The 17,793-nt window shown below is 73.6% G+C and carries 19 protein-coding genes; 11 read left to right on the top strand and 8 right to left on the bottom strand.

The genetic code is table 11. The annotated features are described in order from the left end of the window. Window positions 1-52 precede the first annotated feature (52 nt). Window positions 53-1,393, bottom strand: a complete 1,341-nt coding sequence (locus O2W53_RS12250; RefSeq protein WP_269163315.1) for a DUF2254 domain-containing protein — start codon at window positions 1,391-1,393, stop codon at window positions 53-55. A gap of 322 nt (window positions 1,394-1,715) precedes the next feature. Between O2W53_RS12250 and O2W53_RS12245 the strand changes: the two genes are divergently transcribed. Genes O2W53_RS12245 through O2W53_RS12235 form a run of 3 tightly spaced genes read left to right on the top strand, consistent with a single transcriptional unit; the run spans window position 1,716 to window position 5,325 of the window. After that, window positions 1,716-4,178: a molybdopterin oxidoreductase family protein gene (locus O2W53_RS12245; RefSeq protein ID WP_269163314.1), complete on the top strand. Its 2,463-nt coding sequence runs from the start codon at window positions 1,716-1,718 to the stop codon at window positions 4,176-4,178. Next, complete coding sequence (locus O2W53_RS12240; protein WP_269163313.1) at window positions 4,175-4,657, top strand: hypothetical protein; 483 nt, start codon at window positions 4,175-4,177, stop codon at window positions 4,655-4,657. Before O2W53_RS12245 ends, O2W53_RS12240 begins: the two co-directional genes overlap by 4 nt. Then, complete coding sequence (locus O2W53_RS12235) at window positions 4,657-5,325, top strand: GPR1/FUN34/YaaH family transporter (protein WP_269163312.1); 669 nt, start codon at window positions 4,657-4,659, stop codon at window positions 5,323-5,325. Before O2W53_RS12240 ends, O2W53_RS12235 begins: the two co-directional genes overlap by 1 nt. Before the next feature lie 14 nt (window positions 5,326-5,339). Here O2W53_RS12235 and O2W53_RS12230 read toward each other — a convergent pair whose 3' ends face one another. Genes O2W53_RS12230 through O2W53_RS12220 form a run of 3 tightly spaced genes read right to left on the bottom strand, consistent with a single transcriptional unit; the run spans window position 5,340 to window position 8,055 of the window. After that, window positions 5,340-5,972, bottom strand: a complete 633-nt coding sequence (locus O2W53_RS12230; RefSeq protein ID WP_269163311.1) for a GerMN domain-containing protein — start codon at window positions 5,970-5,972, stop codon at window positions 5,340-5,342. After that, the gene (locus tag O2W53_RS12225; RefSeq protein WP_269163310.1) at window positions 5,969-7,342 is read right to left on the bottom strand and encodes a sensor histidine kinase; all 1,374 of its coding nucleotides are present in this window, start codon (window positions 7,340-7,342) and stop codon (window positions 5,969-5,971) included. Before O2W53_RS12225 ends, O2W53_RS12230 begins: the two co-directional genes overlap by 4 nt. Then, a complete protein-coding gene (locus tag O2W53_RS12220) occupies window positions 7,339-8,055 on the bottom strand; it encodes a response regulator transcription factor (RefSeq protein WP_269163309.1) in 717 nt (238 codons plus the stop codon). The genes O2W53_RS12225 and O2W53_RS12220 overlap by 4 nt, the downstream gene beginning before the upstream one ends. Before the next feature lie 142 nt (window positions 8,056-8,197). Here O2W53_RS12220 and O2W53_RS12215 point away from each other — a divergent pair, with 142 nt between their 5' ends. Beyond that, window positions 8,198-8,566 (top strand): STAS domain-containing protein, encoded by a 369-nt coding sequence (locus tag O2W53_RS12215; RefSeq protein WP_269163308.1) that lies wholly within the window; start codon window positions 8,198-8,200, stop codon window positions 8,564-8,566. Between the two features lie 49 nt (window positions 8,567-8,615). Then, the gene (locus O2W53_RS12210; RefSeq protein ID WP_269163307.1) at window positions 8,616-9,974 is read left to right on the top strand and encodes a DUF2254 domain-containing protein; all 1,359 of its coding nucleotides are present in this window, start codon (window positions 8,616-8,618) and stop codon (window positions 9,972-9,974) included. Between the two features lie 12 nt (window positions 9,975-9,986). On the opposite strand, the gene O2W53_RS12205 is transcribed toward O2W53_RS12210, so the two are convergent. Continuing rightward, window positions 9,987-10,286: an STAS domain-containing protein gene (locus O2W53_RS12205; RefSeq protein WP_269163306.1), complete on the bottom strand. Its 300-nt coding sequence runs from the start codon at window positions 10,284-10,286 to the stop codon at window positions 9,987-9,989. A 339-nt stretch (window positions 10,287-10,625) separates the two neighbouring features. On the opposite strand from O2W53_RS12205, the gene O2W53_RS12200 reads away from it, so the two are divergent. The 3 genes from O2W53_RS12200 to O2W53_RS12190 all read left to right on the top strand — a co-directional run bounded on the left by O2W53_RS12200 (window position 10,626) and on the right by O2W53_RS12190 (window position 11,803). After that, window positions 10,626-11,165, top strand: a complete 540-nt coding sequence (locus O2W53_RS12200; RefSeq protein ID WP_269163304.1) for a DUF421 domain-containing protein — start codon at window positions 10,626-10,628, stop codon at window positions 11,163-11,165. A 124-nt stretch (window positions 11,166-11,289) separates the two neighbouring features. Next, on the top strand, window positions 11,290-11,583 hold the full coding sequence (locus O2W53_RS12195; protein ID WP_269163303.1) for a hypothetical protein: 294 nt from the start codon (window positions 11,290-11,292) through the stop codon (window positions 11,581-11,583). A gap of 7 nt (window positions 11,584-11,590) precedes the next feature. After that, window positions 11,591-11,803, top strand: a complete 213-nt coding sequence (locus tag O2W53_RS12190; protein WP_269163302.1) for a hypothetical protein — start codon at window positions 11,591-11,593, stop codon at window positions 11,801-11,803. A gap of 30 nt (window positions 11,804-11,833) precedes the next feature. On the opposite strand, the gene O2W53_RS12185 is transcribed toward O2W53_RS12190, so the two are convergent. Next, complete coding sequence (locus O2W53_RS12185; RefSeq protein ID WP_269163301.1) at window positions 11,834-12,241, bottom strand: four-helix bundle copper-binding protein; 408 nt, start codon at window positions 12,239-12,241, stop codon at window positions 11,834-11,836. A gap of 199 nt (window positions 12,242-12,440) precedes the next feature. On the opposite strand from O2W53_RS12185, the gene O2W53_RS12180 reads away from it, so the two are divergent. After that, entirely contained in the window at window positions 12,441-13,118 is a 678-nt protein-coding gene (locus O2W53_RS12180) for a response regulator (RefSeq protein ID WP_269163300.1), read from the top strand. 12 nt (window positions 13,119-13,130) lie between these two features. On the opposite strand, the gene O2W53_RS12175 is transcribed toward O2W53_RS12180, so the two are convergent. Next, a complete protein-coding gene (locus tag O2W53_RS12175) occupies window positions 13,131-14,879 on the bottom strand; it encodes a sensor histidine kinase (protein ID WP_269163299.1) in 1,749 nt (582 codons plus the stop codon). Window positions 14,880-14,884: 5 nt separating this feature from the next. Then, window positions 14,885-15,358 (bottom strand): pyridoxamine 5'-phosphate oxidase family protein, encoded by a 474-nt coding sequence (locus tag O2W53_RS12170; RefSeq protein WP_269163298.1) that lies wholly within the window; start codon window positions 15,356-15,358, stop codon window positions 14,885-14,887. Window positions 15,359-15,634: 276 nt separating this feature from the next. On the opposite strand from O2W53_RS12170, the gene O2W53_RS12165 reads away from it, so the two are divergent. Beyond that, on the top strand, window positions 15,635-16,840 hold the full coding sequence (locus O2W53_RS12165) for an ABC transporter substrate-binding protein (RefSeq protein WP_269163297.1): 1,206 nt from the start codon (window positions 15,635-15,637) through the stop codon (window positions 16,838-16,840). Window positions 16,841-16,922: 82 nt separating this feature from the next. After that, a complete protein-coding gene (locus O2W53_RS12160; protein WP_269163296.1) occupies window positions 16,923-17,792 on the top strand; it encodes a branched-chain amino acid ABC transporter permease in 870 nt (289 codons plus the stop codon). Window position 17,793: the final 1 nt, after the last annotated feature.

Here is a 17,793-nt window from a genome sequence, read left to right as displayed (position 1 = left end):
CCCGCGCGACGGGCGCGGCCAGGGAGGTCGCGCGGGCCGGGTGGTCGACGAGTCAGATCGAGCGGGTGGTCCCGGCGCGGTCGCGATAGGCGTCGTCGACCTGCCCGGCCAGGGCCAGCGACACCCGTCGGGCCATGTCCCGGACCGCCTCCTGGTCGGCGTCCAGCAGCCGGTCGGACGTCTCCGCCACGACGAGGTCGACCTGGTCGGCGACGGCCCGACGCTGGTCGTCGTCCCGGACCTGGACGGCGACGTCTCGCAGCAGGCGGAGGACCGCGGTGAGCACGGTGGGCTCGTCCCGGCCGAACCGGCGGACCTGCGCACAGGACAGGTCCAGGTAGTAGTGCAGGTCGCGGTCGGGGAGCACGGCGCGCACGACGCCGTCCTGGTCGCGCTGCACCTGCGGGCCCAGCCGCCGGCCGGTCAGCCGGACCAGCAGGTCAGCGCAGTAGCCCAGCGCCTCGGCCGCGGTCGTCGGGTCGTTCACCCCGGGCGAGATCGCCCTGAGGGCGATGTCGACCAGCTGCCGCAGCCCGAAGGCGACGTCCTGCTCCTCGGTCCGCTCGAAGCCCAGGTTCACCGCCTCGCGCAGGGCAGCCACGAGCGCGTCGACCGGGACCTCGTCGTCCTCGTCGGCGAAGGCGGTGGCGATCGGCGACCCCAGCACCACCGAGTCACCTGGTCGGATGCCCAGCCGCAGCAGCACACCGTGCTCCCGTGCGGCCTCGACGAGCGGCCCGGGAGCCACCGTCCGGACGAACCCGCTGCGCCAGGCCGGGATCAGCACGCCGCCGCCCGGCCCCGGTAGGCCGGGCCCGGGCCACTCGGGCCCCTGGTCGTAGGGGGCGTAGGCCTCCTCCATGCTGGCGACCGAGTCCTGGTGCACCGCGGCCATCATGTTGTCGACCCGCAGCCGGGCGACCATGTGGGCGATGAAGCCGATCAGCATGCCGCCCGACACCAGCCCCAGGGCGAAGCTGAGCAGCAGGGCCAGCACCGGCAGTGGTCGCTCGGGGTCGATGCCGCGCAGCGTCACCAGGGAGACGAAGAACGCCGAGATGAGCACCCCTACGGTGGCCTGGACGACGCCGTCGCGGGCGAACGAGCGCAGCAGCCTGGGGGAGAACTGCTGGGACGCCAGCTGGAGGGCCACCACGGTGAGCGACAGGGTCAGCGTCAACGCGGTGATCGAGGCGGTGGCGACCGTCTGCAGCAGCGAGGCGGCGCTGGACGCATCGCCGGGCCAGGCCCGCTCGGCGAAGGTGCTCGCGGTGGCCGGCCGGATGAACAGCAGGCCGAAGGCGACCACGAGCGACCCGATGGCCGCGACCGTGGGCCAGAACCAGAGCGACGCTCGGACCTGCTGACCGGTGGGAGTCCGGACCGCTCTCATGGCCGCTCCGTCGTGTTGACGCGCATCCGCCGCTGCCTCGACGTCTGCCCGGAGCATGTCAGCGCGTCCACCGTGCCGGGCCAGGGGCCCCGGGCGCCCCAACGGTTGCAGGTGTGCAACCACCCTGTGAGGGTGGGCGGAGTTGCCTGGCCGCCAATGGCGCCGCGGTGGGCAGGACGCGCTGAGCAGCGGCGCGCGCGGGACGTCGGCCCGGTTGGATCTCGACGCCGAGGCGGTACCAGGGGCCGGGCACGGCCCGGTGGGCCGTTGCGGCCGGGGGACGAGCACCGCAGACAGCCGGACTTCTCTCAGGAGGCATGGCATGCAGATCGACCGCATCGCAGAACCGTGGGGCACCCGGACGCCCTACGGACCGGGGGAGGAGTGGCCCACCCGGGTCGACACCCACCTGGCCGACGGGGTCGCCCCCGACGACGTGGACCGCTGGGTCCAGTCGGCGACGATCCTGCACTCCAACGGAGACGGCCTGGACATCGCGGTCAAGGACGGCGAGATCGTCGGGGTCCGTGGTCGGGAGGTCGACCGGGTCAACCACGGCCGGCTCGGGCCCAAGGACCTCTTCGGCTGGCAGGCCAACAAGTCACCGGACCGGCTGACCACGCCGCTGATCCGGCGCAACGGGAAGCTGGTGGAGACCGACTGGGACACCGCGATGGACGCGGTGGTCAACCGGGCGAAGGAGCTGCTGGACGAGCAGGGCCCCAGCGCGATCAGCTTCTACACCACCGGGCAGCTGTTCCTGGAGGAGTACTACACGCTCGGCCTCATCGCGCACGGCGGTATCGGCACCAACCACGTCGACGGCAACACCCGGCTCTGCACCGCGACCGCGGCCGCCGCGCTCAAGGAGTCCTTCGGCTGCGACGGGCAGCCCGGCTCCTACACCGACATCGACCACGCCGACGTCATCGCGCTCTTCGGGCACAACATGGCCGAGACCCAGACCGTGCTCTGGACCCGGGTCCTCGACCGGCTGGCCGGCCCGAACCCGCCGCAGGTGATCTGCGTCGACCCGCGGGAGACCCCGGTCGCCCGGGCGGCGACGGTGCACCTGGCGCCGCGCCCGGGCACCAACGTGATGCTGATGAACGCGCTGCTGCACGAGGTGATCGCCAACGGGTGGGTCGACGAGGAGTACGTGCAGGCCCACGCCGTCGGGTTCGCCGAGCTGGAGAAGCGCGTCGCGGACTACCCGCCGGAGCTCGCCGCCGAGATCTGCGACGTGCCCGTCGAGCAGATCCGGGAGGCGGCCCGCGTCCTCGGCACCGCCGAACGGCTGATGTCCAGCGTCCTGCAGGGCTTCTACCAGTCCCACCAGGCGTCCGCGGCGGCCACGCAGGTCAACAACCTGCACATCATCCGGGGCATGCTCGGCAAGCCGGGCTCGGGTCTGCTGCAGATGAACGGCCAGCCCACCGCGCAGAACACCCGGGAGTGCGGAGCCGACGGCGACCTGCCGGCCTTCCGCAACTGGTCGAACGAGGAGCACGTGAAGGACCTCGCGAAGGTCTGGAACCTCGACCCGATGCAGATCCCGCACTACTCGCCGCCCACCCACGCCATGCAGATGTTCCGGTACGCGGAGGAGGGCTCCATCCGGTTCATGTGGGTGCAGGCCACGAACCCGGCGGTCTCCCTGCCGGAGCTCGGCCGGATCCGGGAGGTCCTCGCCCAGGAACGGCTCTTCCTGGTCGTGCAGGACATCTTCCTGTCCGAGACGGCGCAGCTCGCCGACGTGGTGCTGCCGGCGGCCACCTGGGGGGAGAAGACCGGCACCTTCACCAACGTCGACCGCACGGTGCACCTGTCGGACAAGGCGGTCGAGCCGCCCGGCGATGCGCGGCCCGACCTGGACATCTTCATCGACTTCTCCCGGCGGATGGACCTGCAGGACAAGGACGGCCAGCCGCTGGTGAAGTGGGACGACCCGGAGGGGGCGTTCGAGGGCTGGAAGGACTGCACCCGCGGGCGGCCGTGCGACTACACCGGCCTGAGCTACGAGAAGCTCCGCGGCGGCAGCGGCATCCAGTGGCCGTGCAACGAGGAGAACCCCGACGGCACCGAACGCATCTACGTCGACGGCCAGTTCTGGGCAGCACCCGACTACTGCGAGAGCTACGGCCGGGACCTGGTCACCGGCGCGCCGCTGTCACCGGTCGAGTACAAGGCGCTGAACCCCACCGGCAAGGCGGTCCTGAAGGCGGTCGAGTACCTGCCGCCGCACGAGATCGTGAGCCAGGACTTCCCCTTCCAGCTGATCACCGGTCGCACGCTGTACCACTTCCACACCCGGACGAAGACCGCCCGGGCACCGCAGCTGCAGAAGGCGGCACCGGAGGTGTGGGTCGAGCTGTCGGCCAGTGACGCCGCCGACCGCGGCTTCGCCGAGGGCGACCTGCTGGAGATCAGCACCCCTCGGGGCCGGGTCGACGCCCGGCTGCGGATCAGCGGCATCCGGCCCGGGGTGGCCTTCCTGCCGTTCCACTACGGCTACTGGGACTCACCGTCGGGCCACGAGCCGGGCGGCAAGCGGGGTCGGGCGGCCAACGAGCTGACCCTCACCGACTGGGATCCCGTGTCCAAGCAGCCGATCTTCAAGACCGCTGCGGCGTCGGTCCGCCGGTTGTCGAAGGGCAAGGGGACGCCGTCCTCGGCACCCACGACCACGGGATCGCGGCCGGTGACGGCCGACGTGCCGCCCACCACCGGCGGGCCCGCCGCCGCCGTCACCGAGCGGATGGCCACGACCGGAGGTGCGCTGTGAAGCTGGGACTCGCGATCGAGGAGCTGCACCGTTCGGAGAACCACCTCGCCGGCGCGCTGCTGGCGATGTCGGACCGGCACAAGGCCGACCACGAGGTCTTCTACGTGGCGCGCGACATCGCCCGCTGGTCGCAGGACCACGTGCGGGCGCTGGCCGAGATCGGTCGGGACCACGACATCGAGCTGGACGGGGAGCCGGAGGGCGACCCGAGCCTGCTGGCCAGCCTGCGGCAGAAGGCGTCGGACGCCGTGGGCCGCCGGCCCGAGCCGGGTCTGCTGTTGCTGGCCGACCTCCGGCACGTCTATCGGGAGGCATCCGGGGTGTCGCTGGACTGGGAGCTGCTGGCCCAGGCCGCCCAGGGAGCCAGGAAGAAGGAGCTCCTGGCGCTCGCCCAGCGCTGTCATCCCGAGACGCTGCGCCAGGTGCGGTGGGCCAACGCCATGCTCAAGGTGCAGGCGACCCAGGTGCTGGTCAGCTGATGGCGCAGGAGGCACCGGCGGCTCGGGTCGTGCTCCGTCCCCTGGCAACGCCCCTGCCGCTGGGCTTCCTCGCACTGGCGTTGGCCACGACGGTCTTCAGTGCCGTGCAGCTGGGCTGGGTGGAGCCGGACCAGGGGCGGATCGCGGCGATCACCGCCCTGGCGGCCACCGTCCCGCTGCAACTGCTCGCCTCGGTCATGGGCTTCCTCACCCGTGACCCGGTGGCCGCCACCGGCATGGGCGTGCTCAGCGGCACCTGGGCGGTGGCCGGGTTCGCCACGTACACCCTCGCGCCGGGCACCACCAGCTCCGGGCTCGGTGTGCTGCTGGTGGTCGCCGGGATCTCGATGCTGGTGCCGGCGGCAGCGGCGGTCGGCAGCAAGGTTATGCCGGCCCTGGTGATGACCGTCGCCGCGACCCGGTTCGCCACCACGGGGGTCTACGAGATGACCGGCTCTGCCGACTGGGAGGCCGTGGCCGGTTGGGTCGGCATCCTGCTGGCCGCGGTGGCGTTCTACACCGCGCTGGCCCTCGAGCTGGAGGGGGCGCAGGAGAGCACGGTGCTCCCGGTCGGGCGGCGGGGTCCCGGTCGGGCCGCGATGGACGGCGACGGACCACTGGAGCCGGCGTCCCTGGCCGAGGAGGCCGGTGTCCGGCCACAGCTGTGACGCCGGCACGGCCGTCAGGACGTCGGTGAGGCCGTCGGGGTGAGCAGCGGCTCGTAGTCGGTGGCGGAGAGGGGGCGGGAGGTCAGCTCGCCCGAGGGCAGGGGCGCCTCGACCGGCTCCCCGGCCTGGGTCAGCAACACTGCCTCGACCTCCGGCAGGCTGGTGGCGGTCAGGACGATCTGGGCCACCGCCCGGCGGCTCTCCTGCCCTGCCGGCGCCTGGGCGTCCCCGCCCAGCTCGATCGTCACGGTCCCGTCGGACAGCTCCTCGACCGTCAGCGACGTCTCCGGCCGCAGCGCGGTGGACAGCCGGTCGGTCAGCTCGCTGGCCGACGGCCCGGTCGCCAGGTCGTCGAGCAGCTGGTCGAGCCGGTCCTCCAGCGGTCCGGAGTCGAGCGACCGGCCCCGGGCGACGAGGACGCCGTCCTCGGCCACCAGGTAGACGCGCGGCTCGTCGATCCGCGCGTCGGCGGAGGGGGCGCCGGTGGCGGTCGGGCTGGGGGACGCGAGGTCGTAGGGCACCTGCGAAGTGGGGATCGGTTCGGGCGCGCCGCCGGTCGGGACGCCGCAGCCGGCCAGCGCGCCGGCCAGCAGCAGCGCGCCGGACCAGCGCCTCTCGGATCCGCGCGTCGTGCGGAGGCGGCTCACTGCGGTGCGCCGGGGAGGGAGAGGGTGAAGCGCGCGCCGCCGAACGGGCTCTCGGAGCACCAGGCGCCGCCGCCGTGACCGGTCGCGGTCTCCTCCACGATCGCCAGCCCCAGACCGGCGCCGGGGAGCGACCCGCGGGCCGCCCGCGGGCCCCGGGCGAATCGCTCGAACACCCGCTCCCGCTCGACGAGGGGCACGCCGGGGCCGGCGTCGTCGACCATCACGACCACCGAGCCCTCCCGGCGTTCCACCAGCACGGCCGCTGCCCCGCCGGCGTGCCGGTCGGCGTTGTCCAGCAGGTTGGTCACCGCCCGCTCCAGCCGGTTCTTGTCACCCTGCACGACCGTCTCCTCGTCCGGGTCCGCGGACAGCACGACCTCCGGCCCGCCGCGGTGCGCCAGGACCTCGCGGACGAGGGCGGCCAGCGAGACCGGCTCGTCCGACGCCGTCACGGGGTCCCCGTCCACCCGGGCCAGCTCCAGCAGGTCGTCCAGCATCCGGCGGAACCGGCCGAGCTCCCCCTGGATGAGGGTCAGCGCCTGCTGTCCGCGTGGGGAGAGCTCCTCACGGCGGGCGCCCAGCACCTCGACGCTGGTGACCAGGCTGGTCAGCGGGCTGCGCAGCTCGTGGCTGACGTCGCCGACGAACCGGGTGTCCCGGTCGATCCGGGAGGCCAGCGCATCGACCATGCTGTTGAAGCTGGCGACGATGGCCAGCAGGTCGGGGTCCTCCGTGGGCGGCAACCGGATGTCCAGCTCACCCCCGGCGATCCGCGTCGCCGCCCCGGCCACCTGCTCCAGTGGCTGGACGACGCGCCGACTGGCCCAGGCCCCGAACAGCGCCCCGGCCAGGGTGGCGGTCGCCGCGCCGGCGCCCAGCACCGCGGCCAGCGTGCGCAGCGCGGTCTGCAACTCGACCAGCGGAGCGACCTCGTAGAACTCGACACCCGCCGCGGCGATCGGGATGCCGATCACCAGCTGCGGGCCGGTCGGGCTGTTGACCCGGGTGGTGCTGGCCGTCCCCGAGGCCACCAGCTCCTGCAAGGCGCCCGGGACGTCGCGGGCGCCGACGTCCAGCCGCGAGGAGTACCAGGCGCCGCCGCTGCGCACCACGACGTCAGCGCCACCGGAGGGGACGAGGTCGTCGAGCTCGTCCCCGACCTCGCTGCCCGCCGTGGACAGGCGGCTGGCCAGCACGTTGGCGTCGGTGAACGCCTGCCGGGTGGCGGCGGTCTCCCGCTGGTCCAGCAGGTAGCTGCGGGCGAGCGCGAAGGTGGTGGTCACCAGGACGGCGGAGACCAGCAGCGCGCCGACGGCGAAGGCGAGCACGATCCGCGCCCGCAGCCGTCTCGGCGCGAGCGCCAGCCTCACTGCGGGTCCAGCCGGTAGCCCAGGCCCCGCACGGTCACCACGAGCGTCGGGGCGCCCGGGTCCCGCTCCACCTTGGTCCGCAGCCGGCGCACGTGCACGTCCACCAGGCGCTCGTCGCCGAAGAACCCGTGCTCCCACACCCGCTCCAGCAGCGCCTGCCGGCTGAGCACCCGCCCGGGGGAGGCGGCCAGCTCGCACAGCAGCCGGAACTCGGTCAGCGTGAGGTGCAGCTGCTCGGTGCCGCGGTGCACCGTGCCCCGGTCCGGCCGGAGCACCAGCGGTGCCGCCGGGTCGTTGTCGAGGACCAGTTCCTGCGGGCGCTCGTCGGCACCCGAGCTCGCGCCGATCCGGCGACGCAGGGCGCGCAGCCGGGCGGTGATCTCCTTGACCTGGAACGGCTTGGTCACGTAGTCGTCGGCGCCGGCCTCGAGTGCGGCCACGATGTCGTGCGTGTCGGCCCGGGCGCTGACCACCACGATCGGCAGGTCGTTGGCGCGGCGGACCTCGCGGATGACGGCGTAGCCGTCCATGGCGCCGAGCATCAGGTCCACGATCATCAGGTCGGGCGCGGCGATCGCCACCTGCCGGCAGGCGTCCTCCCCGCTGGCCGCCTCGGCCACCTCGTAGCCCTCGTCCTCGAGGGCCCAGCGCAGGGGCATGCGGATGTGGTCGTCGTCCTCGACCAGCAGCAGACGCGGCGACACGCGGCCCATGCTGCCATCGCCGCGGTGCGCGCCCCGAGCCGGTCGGGGAGCCGTCACACGATCGCAAACCAACGAGCGGGGGATCGCAAGGTGCGGCACCCATCCTCGGAGGGGTCCACCCGACCACGCAGAGCCGCGGGGAGCACTGCCGATGACCGCCACCGCCGTCCACCGTCCACCGACGGGCACGGACGCCGCACCCGCGCGTCCCGGCCGGGACGGGCAGGTGGTCGTGCGGCTGTCCGACGACCTGTTGGCCGACGGTCTCGCGGACCTGCGGTGGCTGCTGCACGACGCGCTGCTGTCCGGAGCGCGCCGGCTGGTCGTGGACCTCACCGACGTCCGGCAGCTGTCCAGCACCGCGGTGGCCAGCTTCCTGTGGGCGCACCGGACCTGCCGGGCCCGCGGCGGCGCCGTCGTCCTGCGCGGGGTGAACCGGCGCACCGAGGACCTGCTGCACCGCACCGGGCTGTGGCGGGTCATGCAGCTGGAGGACGCGGCTCACACGCCCGAGGGCTGACCCGCCCGCCGTGCCCCTGCCGGACCGGGGCGTGGGCGAGACTCCGGACATGAGCAGTTCACGAACACACCGGGGTGGGCTGCTGAGCCGGCTGGTCGGCAAGCTGCGGGGCGCGCTGTGGCCGATCCCGGCACTGGGCGTCCTGCTGGCCATCGTCCTGGGGACCACGCTCCCGGAGCTCGACCAGCACTGGGCGACCCGGGAGCACCCACTGACCTTCGCCTTCGGCGGCGGTGCCTCGGCCGCGCGGGACCTGCTGGCCGCGATCGCCGGCTCGCTGATCTCGGTGACCGGCGTGACCTTCTCGCTCACCGTCGTCGCACTGCAGCTGAGCAGCAGCCAGTACACGCCGCGGCTGCTGCAGACCTTCGTCACCGACCGGGTGGTGCAGCTGACCCTGGCCCAGTTGGTGCTGACCTTCGTCTACGCCCTCACCGTGCTGCGGACCGTGCGGGCCGAGAGCGCCACCGAGGACGACAGTGCCTTCGTACCGCGGCTGTCGATCACGGTGGGCTACCTGCTGACGCTGGGCAGCGTGCTGGGGCTCGTCCTCTTCCTGGGACACCTGTCCCGGCTGCTGCGGGTCGAGACGATGTTGCGCGACGTGCACGACGAGGCCACCCAGACCGTCGCGCGGGAGCTCGACGAGCCGGGCGGTGCTGCCCGCGACACGGGAGGGCACCGCGGTGGCGGTCCGCCGGTCCCGCTGGTGGCGCGGTCCAGCGGGTTCCTCGTCGGCGTCGACGAGGGAGCGGCGGTCCGCGCTGCCCGCGAGGCCGGCGTGGTCGTCGAACTGGCCGTCCGGATCGGTGACTCCGTCGTCGAGGGGACGCCGGTGGCCCACGCCCGGTCGCTGTCGCCGGGCGGCGAGCCGGACACCGAGACGCTGGAGAAGGCGCTGGACCGCAGTTTCCAGCTGCACTACGAGCGCACGCCCGACCGGGACCTGTCCTACGGCCTGCGCAAGGTCGTCGACATCTGCGTCCGGGCGCTCTCCCCGGGCACCAACGACCCGACGACCGCGGTGCACGCCCTCTCGCATGCCTCGGCGCTGCTCGGGCGCTTCGCGGAGTGTCCCGTGGAGCCTCGCACCTGCCGGGACGAGGAGCAGCGGGTGCGGCTGGTCGTGCCGCCGTGGGAGCTGCCGGAGCTCCTGCAGCTGGCGATCGAGGAGCCGCTGCAGTTCGCCGAGGGGCAGCCCACGGTGCTCCGCCGGCTGGCCGGGCTGCTGCGGGAGTTCGCCTGGCGGGCCCAGGGCCGCGGCGTCGACGACCTGGTGTGCGGGTACGTCGACTCGGTCGCCGAACGGGCGCTGACCTCCACCGAGGTCACCGAGGCCGAGACCCGGGCGTGGCGGCAGAAGGTCCGGCAGGCGCTGGCCGGGAGCTGGCCGGCGGACGTCGGCTGACCGTCCCGGGCGTCAGCCGACGGCGGTCTCGCGCGGTGCGTTCCGGAGGAGCAGCTCGTCACCGGAGGCCCGCATCGTGGTGCGCAGGTCGGAGAGGACGTGCAGACCGACGGCGTCGGCGGCCTGCACGTCGGCCAGGTCCAGGACCACGGTCGAGTGCCCGAGCCGGCGGAGCCCCTCGACGGTGCCCCGGAGCAGGTCGGCGCCCTGGGGGGTGAGGTGCCCGCTGACCCGGACCCGGCCGGTGTGGCCGTCGACCACCTCGGTGAGCGAGGGGCCGGGGAGCGGGTGCGGTGAGCGCTGAGCGGTCACGTCGTCCTCCGGGGTGTCGGCATCGGGCTGGTCTGTGACGGGTCGCTGGGGCGGATGGCCGGCGACACGGGTGGCGGTTGCTCCGGACCCGGTTCGCCGGGACCTGAGACTGGCACCCGACCGGCGCGGCCGACAGGTCTGCGGGCGGACCGTCACGTACCTGTCACATCGCCGCCGTCGACCCCAGCGCCGCCGCCGACCGGCACCGGCCGGTGTGTTTCCGGCCGGGGCGGGCTGGCTACGGGGGGCGGGATCAGCCGGGCGCAACTGCTGCGTCCCTGCGAACCCCATGGCAGGAGGGGAGCGGGCCGGGCGGGCGAACAGGACGGGGAGAGCGGCATGTGGTGGGACTCGTGGGCGGATCTGGGCCGGATCCTGGCGGTGGGGGCGGCGGCCTACGTCACCCTGGTCGTGGTGCTGCGCTTCTCCGGCAAGCGGACGCTGGCGAAGCTGAACGCCTACGACCTGGTCGTCACCGTCGCGCTCGGCTCGGTCCTGGCCACGATCCTGCTGAGCTCCGACGTCTCCTGGACCGAGGGCCTCACCGCACTGGCCCTGCTGGCCGCGCTGCAGTGGCTGGTCGCCTGGGCCTCGGCCCGTTGGGGCGGGGTGCGCAACGTCCTGACGGCGCGACCGACGCTGCTGTTCCGCGAGGGCCGGCCGCTGCCGGGGCCCATGCAGGAGCAGCGGGTGACGCTCGACGAGATCCGGCAGGCCGTCCGGGCCACCGGCTCCGGCGACCTGTCCGACGTCGCCGCCGTGGTGCTGGAGACCGACGGCTCCTTCAGCGTCGTCCCGCGCAGCAAGATCGGGAACTGGTCGGCCTTCGAGGGGGTCGCCGGCGCCGAGGTCGGCGCGACCGGAGACCAGGCGGCCTGACCGCCGCGGTCCGGGCGGCTCGACCGCCGGGGTCCGGCCGGGCCGGTTTGCGATCCTGTGACGGTTCCCCGGACACGCTGGCGCCGACCTACCGCGGGTGCAACCAGTCACTCAGGGTGTGCGCATGGTCTCCGTCTGGATCCTCTCCCTGCACAACCTCCACTGCCCGGAGTGCGACACCCGGCTCATCGAGCGCGCCGGCCGGTTCGAGGTGCCCGGCCGCCCGCGCCCGGTCCTGGTGGGGGAGGTCGGCACGTTGTGCTGCCGGGGTGGCCACCCGCTGCCCAGCCGGCACGAGCTGTACGCGCACCGGGAACAGCGTGGCCACGCCCGGACGGCGACCGTCCGGGAGGTCGCGCCCCCGACCTCCACCGACGTCCAGCTGGTCGCGGCGGGCGCGCCGCTGGCCGACGCGTGAGCCGGCGATGACCCTCTCGATCGCACCGGCGGACACGACCACCACCGACGGTGGGCGGCGGAGCGGGGGACGGCTGGGCGGCGCGCTCGCCGCCCTGCTGCGGTGTCCCGGCTGCACCTCCCGCGACCTGGTGGACGCCACGCAGCCGACCGAGGACCACAGTTGGTGGGCGACCATGCTGTGTCGCGCCTGCGGGCACGAGTGGATCGCCCGCTCCTGACCGTCCCCGGCCGGCCGCGTGCCCGGCCGGTCAGCCCAGCGAGCTGATCAGGTCGCGGCAGGCCTGCTCGCAGCGGCGGCAGGACTCGGCGCAGACCCGGCAGTGCTCGTGCATCTCGGCGTGGCCGCCGCACTCGTCCCCGCACGCCTTGCAGGCGGCCGCGCAGGCCTCCAGGACGGCCCGGGTGAGGTTGGCGTCGTACCCGGTGTGCCGGGACAGCACCCGCCCGGTGGCCTCGCAGACGTCGGCGCAGTCCAGGTTGGTCCGGATGCACGTCCGCAGGTCGGCCACCATGTCCTCGGCCAGGCAGGCGTCCGCGCACGCGGTGCACGCCTGCGCACACTCCAGGCACGCCTCGATGCAGGCGATGAGCTTCTCCCGGTCGATGCCCCCGAGGTCCTGCGGGTACGTCTCCAGCATCTGTGCTGCTGCGGTCATGTCGAGTCCTCCCGGTCGTCCGGGCGGCCGGTTGCCGCCACGCGTCCGCCGCCTACCCACCGCGGACGACGTGGTCACGTGCGTCATGGAGTCGTCATCCGGCACCGCCTAGATTCGCTGCCGGAGGCGTGCGTCGAGCGCGCCGGCAACGACGACCCAGCCGCGTCGCCACGGCCCGGCGGAGAGCACGAGGTACCGCGTGACCACGGACGCTGCGTCCGGCCCCATCCGGGTGTTCCTGCTCGACGACCACGAGATCGTCCGGCGCGGTGTCGCCGACGTGCTGGAGACCGACCCGGGCATCACCGTGGTGGGCGAGGCGAAGAACGCCGCGGAGGCGCTGGCCCGGGTGCCGGCGCTGCGTCCGGACGTCGCCGTCCTGGACGTGCGGCTGCCCGACGGTGACGGCGTCTCGGTCTGCCGGGAGCTGCGGTCCCGGATGCCCGACCTCAAGGCGGTGATGCTCACCAGCTACAGCGACGACGAGGCGCTGTTCGAGGCGATCATGGCCGGGGCCTCGGGCTACCTGCTCAAGCAGATCCTGGGGCAGGACCTGGTGAGCGCGGTGCGCACGGTGGCCGGTGGCGGGTCGCTGCTGGACCCGGCCGCGGCGGCCGCGGTCATGCAGCGGATGCGCCGGGCGGCCGAGCCCAGCGGCCCGCTGGCCAAGCTCAGCGACCAGGAGCGGACGGTGCTCGAGCTGATCGGGGAGGGGCTGACCAACCGGCAGATCGGGGAGCGGATGTTCCTGGCCGAGAAGACGGTGAAGAACTACGTCTCGCACCTGCTCGCCAAGCTGGGGCTGGAGCGGCGGACCCAGGCCGCGATCCTGGCGACCGAGCTCCGGGGCTCGGGCCCCGCCTCGTCCCGGGGCTGACCCCGGCCGCCGTCAGCCGGAGCCGCGCACCGGCAGCGGGGCGTGCCAGCGCACCAGCGTGCCGCCCTCGGGCAGCGGCTGGACGACGGACTCCCCGCCCCGCCGCCGCGCCCGCTCGGCGAGGTTGCGCAGACCGCTGCAGGCCACGGTCGGGTCGATGCCGCGGCCGTCGTCCCGGACCTCGACGACGACGGCGTCGGCGACGTCCAGGGTGACCGTCACGTGCCGGGCGCCGGCGTGCCGGGCGGCGTTGCTGACCCCCTCGCGGACCACCGCGACCACGTCGACGGCCAGGTCGCCGGTCACCAGGCTGTCGACCGCCCCGGACATCCGCACGGTCGACTGCAGGTGGTCGCCGGCGGTCTCGGTCACGATGTCGAGGACCTGCCGGCGCAGGCTCTCGGCGTGCTCGGTGCCATCGGTCGTGTGCAGGTCGAAGATCGTGGTGCGGATGTCGCGGACGGTCTCGTCGAGCTGGTCGACCACCTGGTGCAGCCGCTGCCCGACGACGTCGTCGGAGACCCGGGTGGCCGCGGCCTGCAGGCTGAGGCCGGCGGCGAACAGCCGCTGGATGACGTGGTCGTGCAGGTCGCGGGCGATCCGGTCCCGGTCCTCGTACACGTCCAGCCGCCGGGCGACCTGCTGACGGGCCGCCATGTCGAGCGCGAGCGCCACCTGGTCGGCGAACTCGCCGATCAACGGCCCGATGGTGGGGTCGAAGCCGGGGCGGCCGCCGCGGCGGGCGGCGATCACCACCGCGGCCTGGGCGTCCGTGCTCGGCAACGGCACGCCGATCCCGGGGCCCCAGGGGGCAGCATCGGGACCACCGAGCGGGAAGCCGGACAGGTCCACGGGGGTGAGGGCGCGTGGGCCGGCGGCCGGCTGGCGGGTGGGCGCCTCCGCGAGGAGCAGGCGGTGGCCGATGACGTCGGGGAGCTCCGCGCCGGACTGCGCCTGCACCTCGTAGCTGCCGCTCACCGGGTCGGGGCCGGACACCAGCCAGGCGCCGTCGGCTGCGGTCAGGTCGGCGACCCGGTCGACGACCAGCTGCAGCGCCTGCTCCGGCGGCAGCCCGCTCAGCAGCGTGGAGCGGATGTCGGCGACCGCGGTCAGCCAGCGCCGGCGGACCTCACCCTCCGCGTAGAGCCGGGCGTTGTCGACCGCGATGCCGGCGGCTCCCGCCAGGGCCACCAGCACCGCCTGGTCCTCGTGGGTGAAGTGGCCGCCGCCGTGTTTCTCGGTCATGTAGAGGTTGCCGAACACCGTGCCGCGGACCAGCACGGGCACGCCGAGGAAGGTGCGCATCGGGGGGTGCCCGGGTGGGAGGCCGACCGAGGACGGGTGGTCGCCGAGGTCGGCGATGCGCAGCGGGTGCGGGTCGGTGATCAGCTGGCCCAGCACGCCCTTCCCCTCGGGCAGGTGGCCCATCCGGGCGCGCGTCTCCTCGTCGATGCCGACGGTGATGAACTGGCCCAGGCCGCCCTCCGGGCGCAGCACGCCGAGCGCGCCGTACTCGGCGTCGACCAGCCGGGCCGCGGCCTCGACGATCTGGCGGAGGGTGGTGTCCAGGTCCAGGCCGGCGGAGACGCTGAGAAAGGCGTCCAGGAGGTCCTGCACCCGGGCCTGGGTGCGGGCCACCGTGGAGAGCCGGTCCTGCACCTCCTCGAGCAGCTCGGTCAGCCGCATCGCCGCCAGCGGGGAGGTGTCGTCGGTGCCGTGCGGTGCGTCCGGGGACCGCGGTGTCGTTCCGTCCTGGCTCATCGCACTCAGCTTGGCAGCCCTGCCCCGGCCGAGGACAGGCCCGGTGCGCCCGCCGTCGTCGCCGGGCGGGGTCCGATCCGCCGGCCGCGCACCAGCCGGACCTGCACCCCGACGTAGCAGTGCGCACCCGAGGGGACCCACGGGCCGATCCCGAGGCCGTCGAGACGGCAGACCTCGGCCGGGTCGGTGATCAGCCGGGACGGGCCGACGACGGTGACGTTCCACCCGGTGCGGGTGTCGACGTCGACCTGGTCGACCTCGAAGGCGACCACGGCGCCCCGGCTGGCCGCGGCGACCGCGCTGCCCCGGTGGGTGGGGACGTAGATCTCCCGGCCGTCCCGGACGAAGGTGACCGGCTGGACGGCGGGCAGCGCACCCTCGGTGAAGGCGATCCTGCCGATGGCGGCGGTGTCCAGCAGGCGCAGGCACTCGGCCTCGTCCAGTGCCAGTGCGTCGCGTTCGTCGTCCAGGGTGTCCACCGGGGCCTCCTCGGGGTCTGTGCTGAGACGGGCCCGCGGGGCGGCCGTCCCGCCCATCGTCCAGAGCCGGGTCGATCGGTGCCGGTGTCCTTGGTCCTCTCCTGGTGTCCTTGGTCCTCTCCTGGTGTCCTTGGTCCTCTCCCGGGGTCCGCGGTCCTCGTCTGGGGGCGCGGGTGCCGGCGCCACGGTCCTTGTGATCGGGACCACATGGTGGCTAGCCTGTGGCGGACTTCGAACGAAGCGCTCGATCATCGAGCTGCGGTCAAAGGAGACCTCATGGGACGAAGGACCGCGACGACGCGCACCGCCGCACTGCTGGCGGCGATGACCCTCAGCCTGGCGGCCTGCGCCGAGTCCGACGACGGCGGTGGGGGCGGCGGCGGCGGGGGCAGCGCCGACGAGACGGGCCCGATCAAGATCGGTGCGGTCCTCGACATCACCGGCGCCGGGGCGTCCCTCGGGGTGCCCGAGCGCCAGGCCCTCGAGCTGCTCGCCGGGCAGTTGGAGGAGGAGGGCGGCATCGACGGCCGCGAGGTCGAGCTGATCATCGAGGACAACCAGTCGACCGAGGACGGCGCCGCCAAGGCGATGAACAAGCTGGTGAACGAGGACGAGGTCGACATCGTCCTGGGCGCCAGCCGCACCGGTCCGAGCCTGGCGATGCGGCCGATCGCGGAGTCCACCGAGACGCCGATGATCTCGCTGGCCGCGAACCAGGCGATCGTCGAGGGCTCGGAGTGGGTCTTCAAGACCGCCCAGAACGACCGGGTCGTGATCGAGCGCATGATCGACTACATGGCCGAGCAGGGCTGGAGCACCATCGGCCTGGCCCGCGACGCCTCGGGCTTCGGTGAGGGCGTCGCCGAGATGTTCGACGAGATCGGCGCGGAACAGGGCATCTCGGTCGTCGCGACGGAGAAGTTCGCCCCGGACGCCACCGACTTCACCGCGCAGATGGTGAACCTGCGCAACGCCGGTGCCGACGTCAACGTGATCTGGGGGATCCCCCCGGCCGCCGGTCTGGCGCAGCGGGCCTACGACCAGCTGGGCATCGAGACGCCGGTGATGCAGAGCCACGGCATCGGCAACCAGGTCTTCCTGGACACCGCCGGGGACGCCGCCGAGGGCATGGTCGCGCCGCTGGGCCGGCTCGTCGTGGCCGAGCAGCTGCCCGACGACGACCCGCAGAAGGAGATCATCACCACCTTCATCGACGACTACACCGCTGAGTTCGGGGCCGGTCCGTCCACGTTTTCCGGGCACGCCTACGACGCCTGGCAGCTGGCCGTCGACGCCCTGAGCGAGGAGGGCACCGACCCCCAGGCGATCCGGGACCACCTGGAGAGCGTCACCGACTTCACCGGCATCAGCGGGGTCTTCACGATGACCCCGGAGGACCACGCGGGGTTGTCGAAGGAGGCCCTCGCGCTGGTCACCGTGGAGAACGGTCAGTGGCAGCTGGTCCCGGACCAGGGCGACTGACGCCCGCCGTGAGCGTCGTCGCCAGGTCCTGCAGGGGGTCCGTGCCCCCGGTCCCGCCGGCGGACGGGTGCGAGGTGGGTCGGTGACCGACCTGCTGCAGCTGTTGTTCGCCGGGCTCAGCCAGGGTGCGGTCTACGCACTCGTCGCCATCGGCTTCGTGGCGATCTTCACCGTCAGCGGGGTCATCAACCTGGCCCAGGGCGAGTTCGCCGCCCTGGCCGGGTTGGTGGCCATCTCCGCGGTGAGCAGCGGGCTCCCGCTGCTCGCCGCGGTGGTGCTCGCCGTGCTGTCGGTCGCCCTGGTGGCCGTGATCATGGAGCGGCTGGTCATCTTCCCGGTCAAGCGGATGACGACCCTGGTGTCGTTGATCCTCACGCTGGGCGTCTCGACCGGGCTCAAGGCCCTGATGCTGCTGGTCTACGGCCCGAACGCGGAGGGGCTGACCCCGCTGACCCCGGGCGGCTTCTCCGTCGCCGGCGTGAGCATCCGGTACCAGGAGCTGTGGATCCTGCTGATCGCCGGGATCGTCTCGCTGGCCGTCTACTGGTTCTACGAGCGCACCCTGGCCGGCAAGTCGCTGCGCGCCTGCGCGGAGCAGCCGGTGGCCGCCCGGCTGGTCGGCATCTCGCTGACCAAGGCCTCGCTGATCAGCTTCCTGATCGCCGGGACCGTGGGCGCGATCGCCGGGGTGCTCGCCAGCCCGATCTTCTTCACCTCCTGGGAGTCCGGGCTCACGCTCGGGCTCAAGGGCTTCGTCGCGGCCACCCTGGGCGGGCTGATCTCGGTGCGCGGTGCCGTGCTCGGCGGGCTCCTGCTGGGCGTGCTGGAGACGCTCACCGCCGGTTACATCAGCACCGGCCTGCGGGACGCGGTGGCGTTCCTGCTCCTGATCATCGTGCTCGTCGCCCGGCCCGCCGGGATCTTCGGGCGTTCTGCGGAAGCGAGGGTCTGAC

The organism is Modestobacter sp. VKM Ac-2978 (genome assembly GCF_026968025.1).
Classification (GTDB): domain Bacteria; phylum Actinomycetota; class Actinomycetes; order Mycobacteriales; family Geodermatophilaceae; genus Modestobacter.
The sequence above is the reverse complement of the archived record's forward strand: the minus strand, read 5'-3'. Positions and strand labels throughout refer to the sequence as shown.

What these genes read in the sequence shown, in the direction of transcription:
- O2W53_RS12250 (WP_269163315.1), bottom strand. Translation starts at nt 1,393, where the DNA reads ATGAGAGCGGTCCGGACTCCCACCGGTCAGCAGGTCCGAGCGTCGCTC.
- O2W53_RS12245 (WP_269163314.1), top strand. Translation starts at nt 1,716, where the DNA reads ATGCAGATCGACCGCATCGCAGAACCGTGGGGCACCCGGACGCCCTAC.
- O2W53_RS12235 (WP_269163312.1), top strand. Translation starts at nt 4,657, where the DNA reads ATGGCGCAGGAGGCACCGGCGGCTCGGGTCGTGCTCCGTCCCCTGGCA.
- O2W53_RS12220 (WP_269163309.1), bottom strand. Translation starts at nt 8,055, where the DNA reads ATGGGCCGCGTGTCGCCGCGTCTGCTGCTGGTCGAGGACGACGACCAC.
- O2W53_RS12215 (WP_269163308.1), top strand. Translation starts at nt 8,198, where the DNA reads ATGACCGCCACCGCCGTCCACCGTCCACCGACGGGCACGGACGCCGCA.
- O2W53_RS12210 (WP_269163307.1), top strand. Translation starts at nt 8,616, where the DNA reads ATGAGCAGTTCACGAACACACCGGGGTGGGCTGCTGAGCCGGCTGGTC.
- O2W53_RS12200 (WP_269163304.1), top strand. Translation starts at nt 10,626, where the DNA reads ATGTGGTGGGACTCGTGGGCGGATCTGGGCCGGATCCTGGCGGTGGGG.
- O2W53_RS12195 (WP_269163303.1), top strand. Translation starts at nt 11,290, where the DNA reads ATGGTCTCCGTCTGGATCCTCTCCCTGCACAACCTCCACTGCCCGGAG.
- O2W53_RS12190 (WP_269163302.1), top strand. Translation starts at nt 11,591, where the DNA reads ATGACCCTCTCGATCGCACCGGCGGACACGACCACCACCGACGGTGGG.
- O2W53_RS12185 (WP_269163301.1), bottom strand. Translation starts at nt 12,241, where the DNA reads ATGACCGCAGCAGCACAGATGCTGGAGACGTACCCGCAGGACCTCGGG.
- O2W53_RS12175 (WP_269163299.1), bottom strand. Translation starts at nt 14,879, where the DNA reads ATGAGCCAGGACGGAACGACACCGCGGTCCCCGGACGCACCGCACGGC.
- O2W53_RS12165 (WP_269163297.1), top strand. Translation starts at nt 15,635, where the DNA reads ATGGGACGAAGGACCGCGACGACGCGCACCGCCGCACTGCTGGCGGCG.